The organism is Streptomyces sp. NPDC059740 (genome assembly GCF_042733155.1).
GTDB lineage: Bacteria > Actinomycetota > Actinomycetes > Streptomycetales > Streptomycetaceae > Streptomyces.
Genome location: NZ_JBHWGP010000034.1, coordinates 18,944 through 35,133 on the forward strand (window position 1 = coordinate 18,944; position 16,190 = coordinate 35,133).

The following is a 16,190-nucleotide window of genomic DNA, read 5'->3' on the forward strand; positions in this document are numbered from 1 at the left end:
CGGCGGATGTCCCGGACGGGTCGGCGACGACGACCGGTCAGCGGCAGCGGACGACAGCGCGGCACAGCGCTTCAGCGACACAAGAGCACCAGGGAGACACGTATGGCACCGGCCCCCGGCATCCCCGCCACCATGGACCGTCCGCACTTCGTCGGGATCGGCGGCGCGGGGATGTCGGGGATCGCCAAGATCCTCGCGCAGCGCGGCGCGCGGGTGGCCGGCAGCGACGCGCGGGAGTCCGCGACGGTGCAGGCGCTGCGGGACTTCGGCGCCACCGTCCACATCGGCCACGCGGCGGGCAACCTCGCCCCCGACGCGACCGCCGTCATCGTCTCCTCCGCCATCCGCGAGGACAACCCGGAGCTGGCCGCCGCACGCGAGCGGGGTCTGCCCGTCGTCCACCGCTCCGACGCGCTGGCCGCCCTGATGACCGACACCCGGCCCCTTGCCGTGGCCGGCACCCACGGCAAGACCACCACCACCTCGATGCTCGCCGTGGCGCTGAGCACCCTCGGCCTCGACCCGTCCTACGCCATCGGCGGCGACCTCGACGCCCCCGGCTCCAACGCCCGCCACGGCGCCGGCGAGATCTTCGTGGCCGAGGCCGACGAGTCCGACCGCAGCTTCCACCGGTACGCCCCCGAGGTCGCCGTCGTCCTCAACGTGGAGCTGGACCACCACGCCAACTACGCCTCGATGGACGAGATCCACGACTCCTTCGAGGTCTTCGTCGGGCGGGTCCGCCGCGGTGGCACCCTGGTGATCTCCGCCGACCACCCCGGCGCCCGCGAGCTGACCAGCCGGGTGCGGGACCGCGACGGCCTGACCACCGTCACCTACGGCCTCGCCGAGGACGCCGACCTGCGGGTGCTGGCGATCACCCCGCGCGGCCTCACCAGCGAGGTCACCGTCCTCCTCGACGGGCGGGAGCTGACCTTCACCGTCAGCGTCCCCGGCCGCCACTACGCGCTCAACGCCGTGGCGGCCCTGGCCGCGGGCGTGGCGCTCGGCGTGCCCGCGGCCGACCTCGCGACCGCGCTCGGCTCCTACACCGGCGTCAAGCGCCGCCTCCAGCTCAAGGGCGAGGCCGGCGGGGTCCAGGTCATCGACTCCTACGCCCACCACCCCACGGAGATGACCGCGGACCTGGAGGCAATCACCCAGGCCGCCGTCGGCTCCCGGGTCCTGGTGGTCTTCCAGCCCCACCTCTACTCGCGCACCCGGGAACTGGGCGTCGAGATGGGCCAGGCCCTCGCGCTGGCCGACGCCTGCGTGGTGCTGGACATCTACCCGGCCCGCGAGGACCCGATCCCCGGGGTCACCAGCGCGATGATCATCGACGCGGCCCGGGACGCCGGCGCGGACGTCACCGCCGAACCCGACAAGGACGCTGTTCCCGAGGTGGTCTGCGGAATGGCGAAGCCCGGTGACCTTGTTCTCACCATGGGCGCGGGTGACGTCACCGAACTGGGGCCGCGCATCCTCGCCCGCCTGGAGAGCTGACCGAGAGCCGACCGCCCCGCCGAGGAGAGCACAGCGATGGCACACGAGAAGACCTACCCGGTCGACAAGAGCGACGAGCAGTGGCGCGCGGAGCTGTCACCCGAGGAGTACCAGGTCCTGCGCCAGGCAGGCACCGAGCCGGCGTTCGTCGGCGAGTACACCGACACCACCACGCCCGGCGTCTACTCCTGCCGGGCCTGCGGCGCCGAGCTGTTCCGCTCCGACACCAAGTTCGCCAGCCACTGCGGCTGGCCGTCCTTCTTCGACCCCAAGGACACCGACGCGGTGGAACTGCTGACGGACCGCTCCCACGGCATGGTCCGCACCGAGGTGCGCTGCGCCCGCTGCGGCTCGCATCTGGGCCACGTCTTCGAGGGCGAGGGCTACCCGACCCCCACCGACCAGCGCTACTGCATCAACTCGATCTCCCTGCGGCTGAGCCCCGAGGAGGGCTGAGCACCACCACGGGCCGGCCCTGACCGGCCTCCACGGGCGCCCTCGACCTCAGGCGGTGGCGCCGGGCGCCACCCCGCGTCCGGCGCCACCGGTGCGTCCGGCCCCACCCGAGCGTCGAGCAGGCTCCGCCGGATGTCGAGCAGGCTCCGCCCAGCCGGCGCACCCTTCCCGCCTCGTCGCCGGGGAGCGCCGGTACCCTTCCGCCGCCGGAGTGCCCGCGCGGGCACTCCGGCGGCGTACGCCGTGGTGCACGAACGCGATCGCACCGATCACCCGGCGGTGCCCGCACCGCCGCCTTCCCCGCTCAAAGGCGCGGGACGGCCGTGCTCGGGCGTCGCGTACTGAGCGAGGCCCTCGCCGAACGACCAGTCGATCGACGCGTTCTCCGTCAGTGCGACGAACACGTTGCGCGGCTCGGTGCCCGCGTACCGCTCGGCGAGTTCGGCGATGCGCCGGTACAGCGCCTGTTTCCGCGCGGGTGTCCGACCGGCGCGGAGGGTGATCGAGACGTAGACGATGCCCTCGTCGCGTCGAATGCCGGGATAGCCCCCGTAGCGCAGCGTGCTGTGGACGCCGTCGTGGCCGGCCAGGACCTGGAACAGGTCGTCCGGCGGGATGCCGACCGTCTCCACCAGGGCCTCGTGCACCGCACGGCCGAGGGCGTCCAGGCGAGCACGGGCAGCACAGCACACGCGGCCGAGCAGGACTGTCCCCCGTCCGGGCCACGAAGTGTACATACTAGTTGGTACAGCGGTGGGTCGGGTGGGTGCCATGGCATCCCGGGTGCCGATCGGTGTGCGGTCCGCGTTCGGCCGGTGCCCCTCCCGTCATGGCTGGGTGTCAGTGGGGCCCGGGCGGGGTCCAGGGGGTGGTCCGGGTTTTCACTTCGCGAAAAGTTGTCCCGCTCCGCGGGCGATGCCGCAGGCCGCCGATTTCCCCGCTGGTCTGGACCACAGGGGTTTCCCTGTTCCCCTTTACTCGCGCGGTCGTCCATGGGTCACTCATTCCTGACGAGTTCACGTCAGACCCTTCGGGACCGGTGCCCACGCGGTGCACCGCCGGCGCGCACGCCCCCGGACGCCATCCGGGAAGCGGCTCCCGGGCGCCGGCCGGACCGCAGGCCACGGCAGCGGCCCGCCCCACCGCGAGCAACCAGCGGTTCTCGCCCTGCTCACCCCCCACTCGCCCCAGGAGGCACACCTTGTCATCCCGACCCCGCACCCCGCGTGCCGTCCGCCTGAGACTCATGGCGGCCGCGGTGCTCGGTACGAGCGCGATCCTCGCTCCGGTACTGGCGGCCGGTCCGGCCGCCGCGCAGCCGGCTCCGGCGAGCAGCTCCATCCCCCTCGGTGACGGCTACCTGGGGGTCGGCTACCTCCAGGACAAGACGGCGTTCAAGCCGGACACCAGGCAGCTGCGGCTCGACGCCGAGGGCCTGGCAGCACCGTTGGCCGCCCAGCTCCCCGGGATCGACGTCTCCCACTACCAGGGGTCGATCAACTGGTCGTCGGTGAAGTCCGCGGGCATCCAGTTCGCCTACATCAAGGCGACCGAGTCCACCACCTACAAGGACCCCACGTTCAGCACCAACTACCTCGGTGCCTACAACGCCAAGGTGGTCCGCGGCGCCTACCACTTCGCACGGCCCAACCTCTCCTCCGGGGCCGCCCAGGCCACCTACTTCGCCGCCAACGGCGGTGCCTGGTCCCGGGACAACCTGACGCTGCCGGGCATGCTGGACCTCGAAGGCGGCTGCTACAGCATGTCGACCACCTCGATGCGGTCGTGGATCCTCGACTTCTACAACACCTACAAGGCGAAGACCGGCCGGGACGTCGTCCTCTACACCAGCGCCAGCTGGTGGAACACCTGCACCGGCAGCTGGACCGGGATGTCCGCCAAGAGCCCGCTGTTCGCGGCGCACTGGACCACCGCGGCGAACCCCACGATCCCGGCAGGTTTCCCGTACTGGACCTTCTGGCAGTACACCGACTCCGGATCGGTGAGCGGCATCTCCGGAGCCGTGGACCGCGACCGGTTCAGCGGCGGCAGTGACCGGCTGCTGGCCCTGGCCAACAACACCCCCTGACAGAGCGGTCCGCCCCCCGGACAGGCGCCGCCCCGAACTCCCTGACGGGTGCGGCCCGGACGCAGGCGCCGCCTGGGCGCAGACGCCGCCCGGGAGGCAGGGAGCCGCCCCCTCACCGCGCCGGCGGCCCCCTCCGCAAGCCGCGTCCGGGACACCACGTCCCGGACGCGGCGCTGCCGGCCCGCCGGGTCAACGCCCGCCCCACCGCCGCACCAGCCGCCCGAAAGCCCCGGGCCGGTTCCACGCCCGGAAGCGCTCCGCCCACCGTTCGGCGACCCGGGCCAGCTCCTCCTCCAGCGCCAGCACCTCCTGGGGCGAGCGGGCGCGCACCGCCGGCCGCAGCACCTGGTCCAGCAGGGCGGCGCGGGTCCTCTCCCAGGCCTGGCTGGCGCCCTCGCAGCTGTGCCAGGCCACGAAGCAGTCCGCCGCGAAGGCCGCCCCGGTACGCAACCGCTCCCGGCCGTCCGCGCAATCCACCGCCTGGTGGTACGCCGCCAGCAAGGCCTCGTCGCCGGTGGCCGCCAGCGAGTACAGCTGCCCCTCGGGCCGGTCGGCCCGCAGCAGCCGCCCGGCGAGGGCCGCCCCCGCCTGCTCCACCACCACCGCCGGCACCTCCCCGGCCTCGGCGCGCAAGGTCTGCACCCGTGCGCTCCAGTCCTCGTCCGCCGCGGCGCGCCCGGAGCCCAGGTCACCCGCGTAGGCGCGCAGGGACAACGCGGCCCGGGTGGGCGGGGTGAGCAGGTCGAGGAAGCAGCGCAGCAGGTCCGCGGCGAGCTCCGGGGCGGCCCAGTCGTCGGCGGGGGCGTGCAGGGCGGTCGCCACCAGCGTCCGCCAGGTGCCGGCCGCCCGGTGCACGTCCGAACCGGTCTCCTTCACCAGCAGCCGCGCGGCGGCGGCGGACGGCAGGCCGCCCTCCCAGACCAGGGCCAGCGCGGTGGGCAGCACCTCGGGGGCGGCGAACAGCGAGGTCCCCGACGCCCGCAGCACCGACCGCAGCGCCTCGGTGCGGTCCGGGTCGGTGACGCCCGGGCCGGGTCCGCCCGGAGCCGCGACGGCGGCGCACATCCGCAGGTGCGGCAGCGCCCGCTCGGTGTCCAGGTCCAACGGCAGCCGCCGCAGCAGCGCGGCGACGGCGCCCGGGTCCGCCACGGCCCGCTCCTCCAGCGCGTCCAGCACCGGCATCCGCAGCCATCGCGAGTCCCGCAGCACCCCCGCCGCCTCCGGGGTCGCCGTGCCCTCCTCCGCACAGAGCAGTGCCTGCGCCAGCCGGTCCGCCACACCGGGCAGGACGGCCGCACAGTCCACCTCCAGCGACTGGGCGAGGTGCAGCAGACCCAGCGCGCGCGGCAGCTCCGCCTCCGCCAGCTGCCGGCGCAGCGGCCCGGCCAGCCCGGCCGCCAGCGAGCGGCGCAACGGCTCGGGGAGGGCGCCCGGCCGGAGCGCGGGCACTGCCGGGCCGCCCTCGTGCACGGCGTCCGTCAGCACGGCGGCGGTGAGCGGCGCGAGCACGGCGGCCGGCAGGGGATCGGTCAGGACGCCCAGCAGCCGGGCCCGCGCCGCCGCCTCCACCGGGGTCCCGGCGAGCCGCTCCCCGGCCGGGCACAGCGCGGCGAGCAGCGCCTCCCACCGGTCGCCGCCGACCGCCGCGGGCCGCTCGCACAGCAGGTGAGCGGCCGCCGCCCGCGCCGGGGAGTCGAGCTCCACCCCCGCCTCCGCGGCGACGACGGCGAGTGCGCCCGCGTCGAACGGCTGCGGGCTGAGGGCCTCCGCCCGGGCGAAGACCTCGGGCAGCCCCCGCCGCCACACGGCCGCGGCGGTCCGCGCCCACACGTCGTCCTCGCCGGGGCCGCCCGCAGCACCGGGCCGGGAGGCGTCGAGGACCAGGTAGTGCTCCGCGTCACCGAGGACGGCGGAGGAGTCCTCCGGCCGGACGCCGAGGATCTCCTGGGGCGCCAGCCGCGGGTGGCGGGTGTAGGTGGTGAAGGTCAGCGCGTGGGCCCAGGCGCGGGGCAGCACCGCGGCGGCCAGCGCCGTCCAGCGCGCCACGTGGACGGGGTCGTCCTCCACCACCACCAGCTGCGGCCCGGCCCCGGCGAGGCCGCTCGCACCGCCGTCCCCGCCCCCAGGGCCCCGCGTAACCCGGCGCAGGGCGGCGAAGAAGGCGGGCAGGGCGGCCGACCGGGCCAGCGCGAACGCGGTCAGCCCGGCCCGGTCCAGGACGGCCGAGGGGGAGAAGCCCGCCAGCGGGGGCGGCGCCTCCTCCGGCGCCTGGGTGCGCCACTCGGGCGCCCCCCAGGCCGCTATCGGGGGTGCCCCGCCGGGCAGCGGGGTGCCCGGCGGCAGGTACACGGCGTGGGCGTGGAAGGCGCCCGCCGGGTCGCCCTGGCCGCTGCCGGTCGGCACCACACGGGCCAGCAGTCGGCCGCCGTCGGACAGGGCGGTGCAGCTCAACGCCTTCGGCAGGGCCCGCAGCCGCTCGTCACAGAGGTCGGCCGGGGTGCCCTGCGGCGGCTCGTAGCCCAGCAGGGCCACCGCCTCCCGCAGCACCGACGGCGGTGTTCCCGGCGTCACCGCGGTGCGGGCGCAGCCCGGCCCGTCCGGCCCCGCGGGAGCCGGGGTGTAGTGCAACTGCGCCAGGCTCACGCCGGTTTCCCCTTCGTGCTTGTCCGTCTCGCCGCCCGGGGCCTGTCGCGGGCGGCCGCCCGGGGCACCGGGGCGCCCAGCGTACTGGCCGCGCAGCCCGCCGGCGCCGGCCGGTCGGCAACGCCCGGGGCCGGCGGCCCACTTGGGGCCGGGCCGCCGCTCGCCGACGGGGACGCCTCAGGACCCGGCGGCGCCGCTGCCGTGCCGCACCCGGGTGGCCAGCCACAGGTCGAACCGGTCGTCCGCGTCGTCCAGGTGGCGGCCGGCCAGGCGCATCGCCTTGTCGACCCGGTTGCGGACGGTGTGCCGGTGGACGCCGAGCCGGCGGCTGGCGGTGTCCCAGGAGCCGCCCGCGTCCAGCCACACCGCCAGGGTCTCCACCAGCTCGGCGCCGCTGTCGGCGGCGTCCAGCGGCCCGAGCACGGCGTCCGCGTACCCCGACAGCGCGTCCTGCCCGCCGAGCCCCAGCAGCAGCCTGCTGGCGTCGCTCTGCCGGGCCTCCACCGGCGCCCCCGTCGCCCTGCTCACCGCGAGCAGCCCGGTGGCCTGCCGCAGCGAGACGCGGGCGGCCTCCGGCGGGGTGGGCGCCCCGATACCGGCGGGCGCCCGGGGGGCGAGGCGGGCCAGGACGCCGAGCAGGTCCTGGGCGGAGACGGTGTGCGGCGCCACCGCCTGGACCAGGTCGCCCACCACGCGCACCAGGCCCCCGGGGAGCGCCAGCGCCAGATCCGCCGCGGTCTCCCGGGCGGCCACGGCCACCGCCCCCGCCGGCGGCCCGTCCGCCGGGCCGTCCGCCGGGTGGTCGCCGCCGTCGGCCGGGCCGGTGTCCACCACGAGCACCCGGACCCGGTCGGTGGTGACGCCCACCTCGGCGAGGACCTCGTGGGCGCGGGCGGGCGAGGGCGCGTCACCGGCCAGCAGTTCCGTCAGCAGCGCCCCGCGCCGCCGCCGCTCCGGCTCGTCCAGCAGGTGCCGCCGCTCCAGCTCCAGCGACAGCAGGGACACCAGGCCCGGCAGCACGGCCCGGGCCGCAGCGTCGGGCCTGCCGCTGAGCACCAGGACGCCCCGCAGCCGGCGGGCACCCAGCGGCTGCACCTCCAGCCGCAGCCCGTCAGCGGTACCGGCGGCGCTGGACCGGAGCCCCTGCGCCGCCACCCGCCGCACCAGGGGCTGCGCGGCGCGCGGTGGGGCCTGGGAGGTGTCGGAGGCCAGCAGGCGGCCCAGCGGGTCCAGCACGGCTGCGCCCATCCCGGTGGTCGCCGCCCACTCGCGCAGCATCGGCCGCAGCCCGCCGTCGGTGGCCGCCGCCGTCAGGCGCCGCTGGGCGGTGAACGCCCGCCGCACGTTCTCGTGCTCGTCGCGGGCCCGGGCCTGGAAGACGGCCTTGGTGACCGCGACGAACGGCACCTCCTCCGGGACGGTCAGCAGCGTCAGCCCCGCCTCCCGCGCGGCCTCCACCAGCGCGGCCGGCGCCTCCCGGAAGGGCAGCCCCGCACCCAGCCCCAGTGCCAGGCAGGCGGCGCCGCCCGCCACGACGTCCTGGACGTAACCGGTGAGCGCGGGGTCCGCGCCGCCCGCCGGCACGCTCAGCCCCGTCGTCATCAGCAGCTCCCCGCCCTCCAGCCAGCGCCCCGGCCGCTCCAGGTCGCACACCAGGGCGGCCTCCACGGTGCGCTCCAGCCCCCCGGGGCCACCGCTGTGTGCCACGGAGAGGTGCAGGTCGGGACGGGCGAGGAGGTCGCGGACGCGCAGCGGCATGGCCACAGTGTCCATCACCTGCGGCTGCTCGGGACGCGGGGGCCCGCACCGCGCGGCGAGCGGCGGCCGTGGCAGCCGGGCCGGACGTGGTTCGGGGGTGTGCGTGGGGTTTCGCCCGCTTCCGGGCGGCTACGCGGAAGAGGAGAGTCCGCGAGCGCAGCGCCGAGCCGCCGCCCGGTGACGGGCAACGCGTCCCGGCCGGTGGCACCCCTCGCCCGCGGCAGGCACTGACACACGAGCTAAGGAGACGGGTCCCATGCAGGTGGCTTTCCTCGTAGCACCCGAAGGCATCGAGCAGGTGGAACTCACCGAGCCGTGGCAGGCGGTCGAGGGGGCCGACGGCACACCGAAGCTGATCTCGACGCAGTCCGGCAAGGTGCAGGCCTTCCACCACCTCGACAAGGCCGACACCTTCCCCGTCGACCAGACAGTGGAGGAGGCGACGGTCGCCGACTTCGACGGCCTCGTGCTGCCCGGCGGCGTCGCCAACCCCGACGCGCTGCGGCTCAACCAGGCGGCGGTCGCCTTCGTCAAGAGCTTCTTCGACGCGGGCAAGCCGGTCGCGGCCATCTGCCACGCGCCGTGGTCGCTGATCGAGGCCGACGTGGTGCGCGGCCGCACCCTCACCTCCTGGCCGAGCCTGCAGACCGATCTGCGCAACGCCGGGGCCACCTGGGTCGACCAGCAGGTGTGCGTGGACGACTCCGGCGGCAACACCCTCATCACCAGCCGCCGCCCCGACGACCTCAAGGCCTTCAACGACGCCCTGCTGACGGAGTTCTCACGGGCGGACCGCCAGGTCAAGGCCTGACGGCGGATCTCGGCCCCGCCGGTGCAGGACGACCGGCGGGGCCGAGGCGTGCCGCGGACACTCAGCCCACCCGCACCACCACCGCAGACTCCCCGGGCAGGCGCAGCAGCCCCCGTTCCCCCGTCACCTCCGGCAGCGGCCCCGCCCCGGGCCCCCGCCCGTCCGCGCGGTAGGACTCCGGGCCTGGCCAGGCCGCCAGCACCGTCACGTCCGCGGCGTCCAGCGCCACCTGCGCCACCCGCTCGCGGTGCAGGTTCACCGCCACCCGTAGCCGGCCGCGGCGCAGACACAGCCAGCGCGCGTCCTCGTCCCAGGTGACCTGCGCGGACCGCAGGTCGGGGTCGGTGAGGTCCGGCTCGGTGCGGCGCAGCGCCAGCAGCGCGCGGTACCAGGACAGCAGGGCCGCGTGCGGCGCCGCCTTCCGCTCCGACCAGTCCAGGCAGGAGCGGTCCCGGGTGGCCGCATCCTGCGGGTCGGGGATGTCCGCCGCCTGCCAGCCGTGCGAGGCGAACTCCCGCCGCCGGCCGGTGCGCACCGCCTCCGCCAGCTCCGGGTCGGTGTGGTCGGTGAAGAACTGCCAGGGCGTGCGCGCCCCCCACTCCTCGCCCATGAACAGCATCGGCGTGTACGGCGAGCACAGCACCAGTGCCGCCGCGCACGCCAGCAGCCCCGGGGAGACGCCGGCGGCCAGCCGGTCGCCGAGCGCCCGGTTGCCGATCTGGTCGTGCGTCTGGGCGTAGGCCAGCAGCCGGTGGGCGGGGGTCGTGGCCGGGTCCAGGGGGGCGCCGTGGTGCCGGCCGCGGAAGGAGGAGTAGGTGCCGGCGTGGAAGAAGCCGCGGGTGAGGGTGGTGGCCAGCGCCGTCACCGGTTGCCGGGCGAAGTCCGCGTAGTAGCCCTGGTCCTCGCCGGTCAGGGCAGCGTGCAGGGCGTGGTGGAAGTCGTCGTTCCACTGGGCGGTGAGGCCGTGGCCGCCCCGGTCGCGGGGGGTGGTGGTACGCGGGTCGTTCAGGTCGGACTCGGCCACCAGGAACAGCGGCCGCCGCAGGTGCGCGGCGAGCGCGTCGACCGCCTCGGAGAGTTCCGCCAGGAAGTGGCGGGAGCGGGTGTCCACCAGCGCGTGCACCGCGTCCAGCCGCAGGCCGTCGACGCGGAAGTCCCGCAACCAGGCCAGGGCGCTGCCCACCAGGTAGGCGCGGACCTCGTCCGAGCCGGGCGCGTCCAGGTTGACCGCCGACCCCCACGGCGTGGAGTGGGTGTCGGTGAAGTAGGGCCCGAAGGCCGGCAGGTGGTTGCCGGAGGGGCCCAGGTGGTTGTGGACGACGTCCAGCACGACGCCCAGGCCGTGGCCGTGCGCGGCGTCCACGAACCGCTTCAGGCCCTCGGGCCCGCCGTACGGCTCGTGCACCGCCCACAGCGCCACCCCCTCGTAGCCCCAGCCGTGCCGCCCCGGGAACGGGCACACCGGCATCAGCTCCACGTGGGTCACGCCCAGTTCGGCGAGGTGGTCCAGGCGCTCGGCCGCCGCGTCGAAGGTGCCCTCGGGCGTGAAGGTGCCCACGTGCATCTCGTAGAGGACCGCGCCCGGCAGCGGGCGCCCCGCCCACGGGTGGCGCCAGGGGAAGGCGGCGTGGTCCACCACCGCGGCCGGCCCGTCGGGGCCCTCGGGCAGCCGTACCGCGCGGGGGTCGGGCAGCGGCGGCCCGTCGCCCACCCGGAACGCGTACCGGTCCCCGTCGCGGGCCTCGGCCTCCGCCTGCCACCAGCCGGGCCGGGCCGGTTCCCGCTCCAGCGGGACGACCAGCCCGCCGCCGGTCCGGTCCGGGTCGTCGTACAGCTCCAACGCGACCCGCTCGGCCTCGGGGGCCCACACCTCGAACCGCACCCGCACTCCCTCCCACCGACCTGACGGACGTGTCCCCGCCGCCCGCACCGGGGGCGGGACACGCCGGACATCCGGCCGCCGCCCACCGGGGCGTGGCGGCCACCCCTGTTCGTACCCACCCCCGCGCCGCGCGGCACCCCGGCCCGATCCGCCCCGGCCCTCACTCCTCCCGCACCAGCAGCGCCACCGGGTACCGCGCGGTGAGTTCCGCGAGGTCCACGGTCGGGCCCGGCACCCGGCGCCCGGTCAGCTCCTCCCGCCATGCCCGGCCGCCCGTCGGCAGCGTGAGCCGGGTGCCGCGCCACCCGCCGCCTTCGGCCAGACGCAGCGTGAGGCGGGTGACGACGGTGACCGCCCGGCCGCTGCGCGCGAAGGCCACGCAGTGTCCGGCCGCGGGCCCCTCGGCGTACAGCGGACGGTAGGTGGCGTCGGCGCCGAACCACTCCGGCCGGCGGCGGCGCAGCCGCAGGGCCGCCGCCGTCAGCAGCAGCTTCTCGCCGGACAGGCCGGCCGGCGGAGCCCCGTCGTCCAGGTCGGTCAGGAGCTCCGGCGAGAAGCGTGCCGGGGCCCGGTTGTCGGGGTCCACCAGAGCCTCGTGGACCTGCTCCGAGCCCTGGTAGAGGTCGGGCACGCCCGGCATCGTCAGGTGCAGCAGCGCGGCGCCCAGCACGTTGGCCCGCACGTGGGGGGCGAGTTCCGCGGCGAGTTCGGTCAGCGCCCGGCCCGGCTCGCCGCAGGGGCCGCTGCGCACGTAGTCGGCGACCTCCTCCTCCCAGACATGGTCGGGCTCCGTCCAGGTGGTGTGCAGGCCGGCCTCGCGCACCGCCTTCAGTACCGCCGGCACCACCCGCTCGGCGTCGCGGCGCCCCAGCCCGAAGACGGTCTGCCAGGCCGTCCAGGCGACCTGCGGGTCGGGCCCGGTGAGGTCCGTGGGGCCGGGCTCCACCGGTTCCGCTCTTCGCACCGCACCCCCCGGCCCCGCGCTTGCCTGCCCGCCCACCACGGCCCGCCAGCGCTCGGGTGCCTGCGTCAGCACCGCGATCCGGGCCCGGACGTCCGCGCTGCGCTTGGTGTCGTGGGTGGCGAGCACCGTGCCGGTCAGCGGCCAGTCGCGTTGCAGGCGGGCGCAGTGGGAGTGGAAGGCGTCCACCGACAGCGCGGGCTCGCCGGGCTCGCCGCCCACCTCACAGGCCGACAGCAGCGGCACGTACCGGTAGAACGCCCGGTCCTCCACCGACTTGGCCCGCAGCGCCGAGGACACCTGGGCGAACCGGGCGCGGAAGTCCCACTCCTCGTAGTCGCAGCCCGCCTCCCCGGGGCCGTCCACCGCGTCGCCGCCGGCGCCCGGTGCCCGGCCCGGGTCACCGCCGACCACCAGGTCCCGGACGAACTCCAGCGCCCGCGCCGCCTCCTCCCCGCCGAGCGCCTCCCGGGCCTCCTCGGCGGCCCGCGAGACCATCGCCGCGTCCCGCTCCCGGCAGCCGGCGTCCGCGGCGTAGGGGCGGTACACCGGCATCCGCACCAGCAGTTCCTCGACGGCGGCCCGCAGTGTCCAGGGGGCGTGGTCGCCGTGGTGCGGGGCCCGGGAGCTGATCCGGACGGCGGTCCGCACCAGCCGCGACACCTCCGCCGCGAGGTCCCCCCTGACCACCTCCTGGGCGGCCCGGCCCACCGTCTCCTCCCAGTCGCCGCCCGCGTCGGCGAGCGGTGCGACCCGGTCGCGGTAGACGGCGGCCAGTTCCTCGGCGCCGAGCGGGCAGACGAAGAGGGCGTCGATGCGGCGCAGCGAGTCGTAGCCGGTGGTGCCCGCGCAACGCCAGCCGGCCGGGAGCGTCTCGGGGCCGGTGAGGATCTTCTCCACCACCGTCCAGCACCCGTCGGTCGCCGCGGCCAGGCGCCGCAGGTAGCCGCCGGGGTCGGCGAGGCCGTCGGGGTGGTCGACCCGCAGCCCGGTGACGACGCCCTCGGACACCAGGCGCAGCAGCGTCGCGTGGGTGGCGGCGAAGACCGCGGGGTCCTCCACCCGGACCGCGATCAGCTCGTTGATGGTGAAGAACCGCCGGTAGTTCCCCTCCGTGCGGGCCAGCCGCCACCAGGCCAGCCGGTACCACTGGGCGTCCAGCAGCGCGGGCAGCGCCAGGTGCTCGGTGCCGGGCCGGACCGGGAGGACGTGGTCGTGGTAGCGCAGGACGGCGCTCCCGTCCTCGCGGTCGCGCTCCACCCGCAGGTCGCCGGTGACGGCGGCGAGCGGCCCGCCGAGTACCGGCAGCAGGATGCGGCCGTCGTGCCCGCCCTCCTCCCAGTCCACGTCGAACCAGCGGGCGTAGGGGGAGTGCGGGCCCTCGCGCAGCACGTGCCAGAGCGCCTCGTTGCGGGACTCGGGGGCGGGGACGGCCATGTGGTTGGGCACGATGTCGACGACGAGCCCCATGCCGTGCTCCCGCGCCACCCGCGCCAGGTCCCGCAGCCCCGCCTCGCCCCCCAGCTCCGGCCGTATCAACGCGTGGTCGACCACGTCGTACCCGTGCGGCGACCCGGCCACGGTGTCCAGCACGGGGGAGAGGTGGAGGTGGCCGACGCCGAGGGAGGCCAGGTAGGGCACGGCCTTCTGCGCGGCGGAGAACGGGAAGCCGGGCTGGACCTGGAGGCGGTAGGTGGAGGTGGGAACGGTCGGCGGGGCACCGGGCGGTGGCGTGGCCGGGGCGGCGGACGAGGCGGGTGCCGCGGGGCGGGAGGCGCTGCGGTCGGGCGTCATGGCTCATCCGTACCCGCCCGGCGGCCTCTCTTCTCCTGCGATTGTGCCGCCGGGCGCACCCGCACGCCTCAGGACGGCCGGTGCAGGACCACCAGGCTGCGCGCGGCGAGCGTGAGGCGGTCCCCCGCCTGCACCTTCTGGCCGCTGCCCGCCAGTACCGCCTTGGGGTCGGCGGTGTCGACCACGGCCTGCCACTGCCGGCCGTGGTCGACGGGCACCGTGAACTCCCGCTCCTCCTCGTGCGCGTTGAACATCAGGAGGAAGGAGTCGTCGGAGATCCGCTCGCCGCGTTCGCCCGGCTCGGAGATGGCGTGGCCGTTGAGGAAGACCGTCAGCGACTTCGCGTGGGCGGCCTCCCAGTCGTCCCTGTGCATCTCCTCGCCCTCGGCGGTGAACCACGAGATGTCCGAGAGCTCGTCGTGGGTGCCCTCCATCGGCCGGCCGTGGAAGAAGCGGCGCCGCCGGAAGACGGGGTGGTTGCGGCGCAGCCAGACCATCTGGCGGGTGAAGGCCAGCATTTCGCGGTCCAGGCCCGGCTGGACGGCCCCCTCGGCGGCCGGGTCGCCGCCCGCCTCGGGCTCCACCGGCCAGTGCACCCAGGAGAGCTCGTTGTCCTGGCAGTAGGCGTTGTTGTTGCCCTGCTGGGTGCGGCCGAACTCGTCACCGTGGCTGAGCATCGGCACGCCCTGGGAGAGCATGAGCGTGGCCACGAAGTTGCGCATCTGCCGGGCGCGCAGCTCCAGCACGCCCGGGTCGTCGGTCGGCCCCTCGGCGCCGCAGTTCCAGGACCGGTTGAAGCTCTCGCCGTCCCGGTTGTCCTCGCCGTTGGCCTCGTTGTGCTTGTCGTTGTAGGCGACGAGGTCGTGCAGGGTGAAGCCGTCGTGGCAGGTCACGAAGTTGATGGAGGCCAGCGGCCGGCGCCCGTCACCCTGGTAGAGGTCGGAGGAGCCCGTCAGCCGGGAGCCGAACTCGGCCAGCGTCGCCGGTTCGCCCCGCCACAGGTCGCGGACGGTGTCGCGGTAGCGGCCGTTCCACTCCGTCCACAGCGGCGGGAAGTTGCCGACCTGGTAGCCGCCCTCGCCGACGTCCCAGGGCTCGGCGATCAGCTTCACCTGGGAGACCACCGGGTCCTGCTGGACCAGGTCGAAGAACGAGGACAGCCGGTCGACCTCGTGGAACTGGCGGGCCAGCGTCGCCGCGAGGTCGAAGCGGAAGCCGTCCACGTGCATCTCGGTCACCCAGTACCGCAGCGAGTCCATGATCAGCTGGAGGACGTGGGGGCTCCGCATGAGCAGCGAGTTGCCGGTGCCCGTGGTGTCCATGTAGTACGCGGGGTCGTCGGTGAGCCGGTAGTAGGAGGCGTTGTCCAGGCCGCGGAAGGAGAGCGTGGGCCCCAGGTGGTTGCCCTCCGCGGTGTGGTTGTAGACCACGTCCAGGATGACCTCGATGCCCGCCTGGTGCAGGGCCCGCACCGCGGACTTGAACTCCAGCACCTGCTCGCCGCGGTCGCCCCAGGAGGCGTAGGCGTTGTGCGGGGCGAAGAAGCCGATGGTGTTGTAGCCCCAGTAGTTCGTCAGGCCCGCGTCCACCAGCCGGTGGTCGTTGACGAACTGGTGTACGGGCATGAGTTCCAGGGCCGTCACGCCGAGCCGGGTGAGGTGGTCGATGATCGCCGGGTGGGCCAGCGCCGCGTAGGTGCCGCGCAGGTCCCGGGGCAGCTCCGGGTGGAGCATCGTCAGGCCCTTGACGTGCGCCTCGTAGAGCACCGTCTCGTGGTAGTCGGTGTGCGGCGGCCGGTCGTCGCCCCAGTCGAAGTAGGGGTTGACCACCACGGAGGTCATGGTGTGCGGCGCCGAGTCGAGGTCGTTGCGCACCTCGGGCCGGCCGAACCGGTACCCGTAGACCGCCTCGTCCCAGTCGATGCTGCCGCTCACCGCCCGCGCGTAGGGGTCCAGCAGCAGCTTCGCCGAGTTGCACCGGTGGCCGGCGCCCGGCTCGTAGGGGCCGTGCGCCCGGAAGCCGTAGCGCTGACCCGGCATGATCCCGGGCAGGTAGGCGTGGCGCACGAAGGCGTCGGACTCGCGCAGTTCGACGGCCGTCTCCGACCCGTCGTCGTGCAGCAGACACAGCTCGATGCGGTACGCCGCCTCGGAGAACACCGCGAAGTTGGTACCCGCCCCGTCGTACGTGGCACCGAGGGGGTACGCCCGTCCTGGCCAGACCTGCATACGTCGACTCTTCCACTTCTCGAGGGGCAACCGCCACGGATCGTCACGGCGTGCGGGGGCCGCAC

General features: G+C 75.5%; 10 protein-coding genes. 4 read left to right on the forward strand and 6 right to left on the reverse strand.

Annotation, left to right across the window (positions count from 1 at the left end; all coding sequences use genetic code 11):
• The first annotated feature begins 102 nt into the window (after positions 1-102).
• On the forward strand, positions 103-1,503 hold the full coding sequence (murC, locus tag ACFV3R_RS28035) for a UDP-N-acetylmuramate--L-alanine ligase (protein ID WP_385588924.1): 1,401 nt from the start codon (positions 103-105) through the stop codon (positions 1,501-1,503).
• Positions 1,504-1,539: 36 nt separating this feature from the next.
• Positions 1,540-1,959: a peptide-methionine (R)-S-oxide reductase MsrB gene (msrB, locus tag ACFV3R_RS28040; RefSeq protein WP_385588926.1), complete on the forward strand. Its 420-nt coding sequence runs from the start codon at positions 1,540-1,542 to the stop codon at positions 1,957-1,959.
• A 269-nt stretch (positions 1,960-2,228) separates the two neighbouring features.
• Here msrB and ACFV3R_RS28045 read toward each other — a convergent pair whose 3' ends face one another.
• Positions 2,229-2,696 (reverse strand): tautomerase family protein, encoded by a 468-nt coding sequence (locus ACFV3R_RS28045; RefSeq protein WP_385588928.1) that lies wholly within the window; start codon positions 2,694-2,696, stop codon positions 2,229-2,231.
• A gap of 509 nt (positions 2,697-3,205) precedes the next feature.
• Between ACFV3R_RS28045 and ACFV3R_RS28050 the strand changes: the two genes are divergently transcribed.
• A complete protein-coding gene (locus tag ACFV3R_RS28050) occupies positions 3,206-4,048 on the forward strand; it encodes a GH25 family lysozyme (RefSeq protein WP_385589000.1) in 843 nt (280 codons plus the stop codon).
• 189 nt (positions 4,049-4,237) lie between these two features.
• On the opposite strand, the gene ACFV3R_RS28055 is transcribed toward ACFV3R_RS28050, so the two are convergent.
• Positions 4,238-6,691, reverse strand: a complete 2,454-nt coding sequence (locus ACFV3R_RS28055) for a GTPase-associated protein 1-related protein (RefSeq protein ID WP_385588930.1) — start codon at positions 6,689-6,691, stop codon at positions 4,238-4,240.
• A 177-nt stretch (positions 6,692-6,868) separates the two neighbouring features.
• Positions 6,869-8,464 carry a PucR family transcriptional regulator gene (locus ACFV3R_RS28060; protein ID WP_385588932.1) on the reverse strand — a complete coding sequence of 532 codons (1,596 nt, stop codon included), beginning with the start codon at positions 8,462-8,464 and terminating at the stop codon, positions 6,869-6,871.
• Between the two features lie 241 nt (positions 8,465-8,705).
• Between ACFV3R_RS28060 and ACFV3R_RS28065 the strand changes: the two genes are divergently transcribed.
• A complete protein-coding gene (locus tag ACFV3R_RS28065) occupies positions 8,706-9,260 on the forward strand; it encodes a type 1 glutamine amidotransferase domain-containing protein (protein ID WP_385588934.1) in 555 nt (184 codons plus the stop codon).
• Positions 9,261-9,321: 61 nt separating this feature from the next.
• Here the strand turns inward: ACFV3R_RS28065 and treZ are convergent, their stop codons facing one another.
• The 3 genes from treZ to glgX form a co-directional block, all read right to left on the reverse strand.
• On the reverse strand, positions 9,322-11,142 hold the full coding sequence (gene treZ, locus ACFV3R_RS28070; protein ID WP_385588936.1) for a malto-oligosyltrehalose trehalohydrolase: 1,821 nt from the start codon (positions 11,140-11,142) through the stop codon (positions 9,322-9,324).
• Positions 11,143-11,302: 160 nt separating this feature from the next.
• Positions 11,303-13,897 (reverse strand): malto-oligosyltrehalose synthase, encoded by a 2,595-nt coding sequence (gene treY, locus ACFV3R_RS28075; RefSeq protein WP_385588938.1) that lies wholly within the window; start codon positions 13,895-13,897, stop codon positions 11,303-11,305.
• A 68-nt stretch (positions 13,898-13,965) separates the two neighbouring features.
• Positions 13,966-16,125, reverse strand: coding sequence for a glycogen debranching protein GlgX (gene glgX, locus ACFV3R_RS28080; protein ID WP_385588940.1), 2,160 nt, complete (start codon positions 16,123-16,125; stop codon positions 13,966-13,968).
• Between the last annotated feature and the right edge of the window lie 65 nt (positions 16,126-16,190).

What these genes read in the sequence shown, in the direction of transcription:
- murC (WP_385588924.1), top strand. Translation starts at nt 103, where the DNA reads ATGGCACCGGCCCCCGGCATCCCCGCCACCATGGACCGTCCGCACTTC.
- msrB (WP_385588926.1), top strand. Translation starts at nt 1,540, where the DNA reads ATGGCACACGAGAAGACCTACCCGGTCGACAAGAGCGACGAGCAGTGG.
- ACFV3R_RS28045 (WP_385588928.1), bottom strand. Translation starts at nt 2,696, where the DNA reads ATGTACACTTCGTGGCCCGGACGGGGGACAGTCCTGCTCGGCCGCGTG.
- ACFV3R_RS28050 (WP_385589000.1), top strand. Translation starts at nt 3,206, where the DNA reads ATGGCGGCCGCGGTGCTCGGTACGAGCGCGATCCTCGCTCCGGTACTG.
- ACFV3R_RS28060 (WP_385588932.1), bottom strand. Translation starts at nt 8,464, where the DNA reads ATGGACACTGTGGCCATGCCGCTGCGCGTCCGCGACCTCCTCGCCCGT.
- ACFV3R_RS28065 (WP_385588934.1), top strand. Translation starts at nt 8,706, where the DNA reads ATGCAGGTGGCTTTCCTCGTAGCACCCGAAGGCATCGAGCAGGTGGAA.
- treY (WP_385588938.1), bottom strand. Translation starts at nt 13,897, where the DNA reads ATGACGCCCGACCGCAGCGCCTCCCGCCCCGCGGCACCCGCCTCGTCC.
- glgX (WP_385588940.1), bottom strand. Translation starts at nt 16,125, where the DNA reads ATGCAGGTCTGGCCAGGACGGGCGTACCCCCTCGGTGCCACGTACGAC.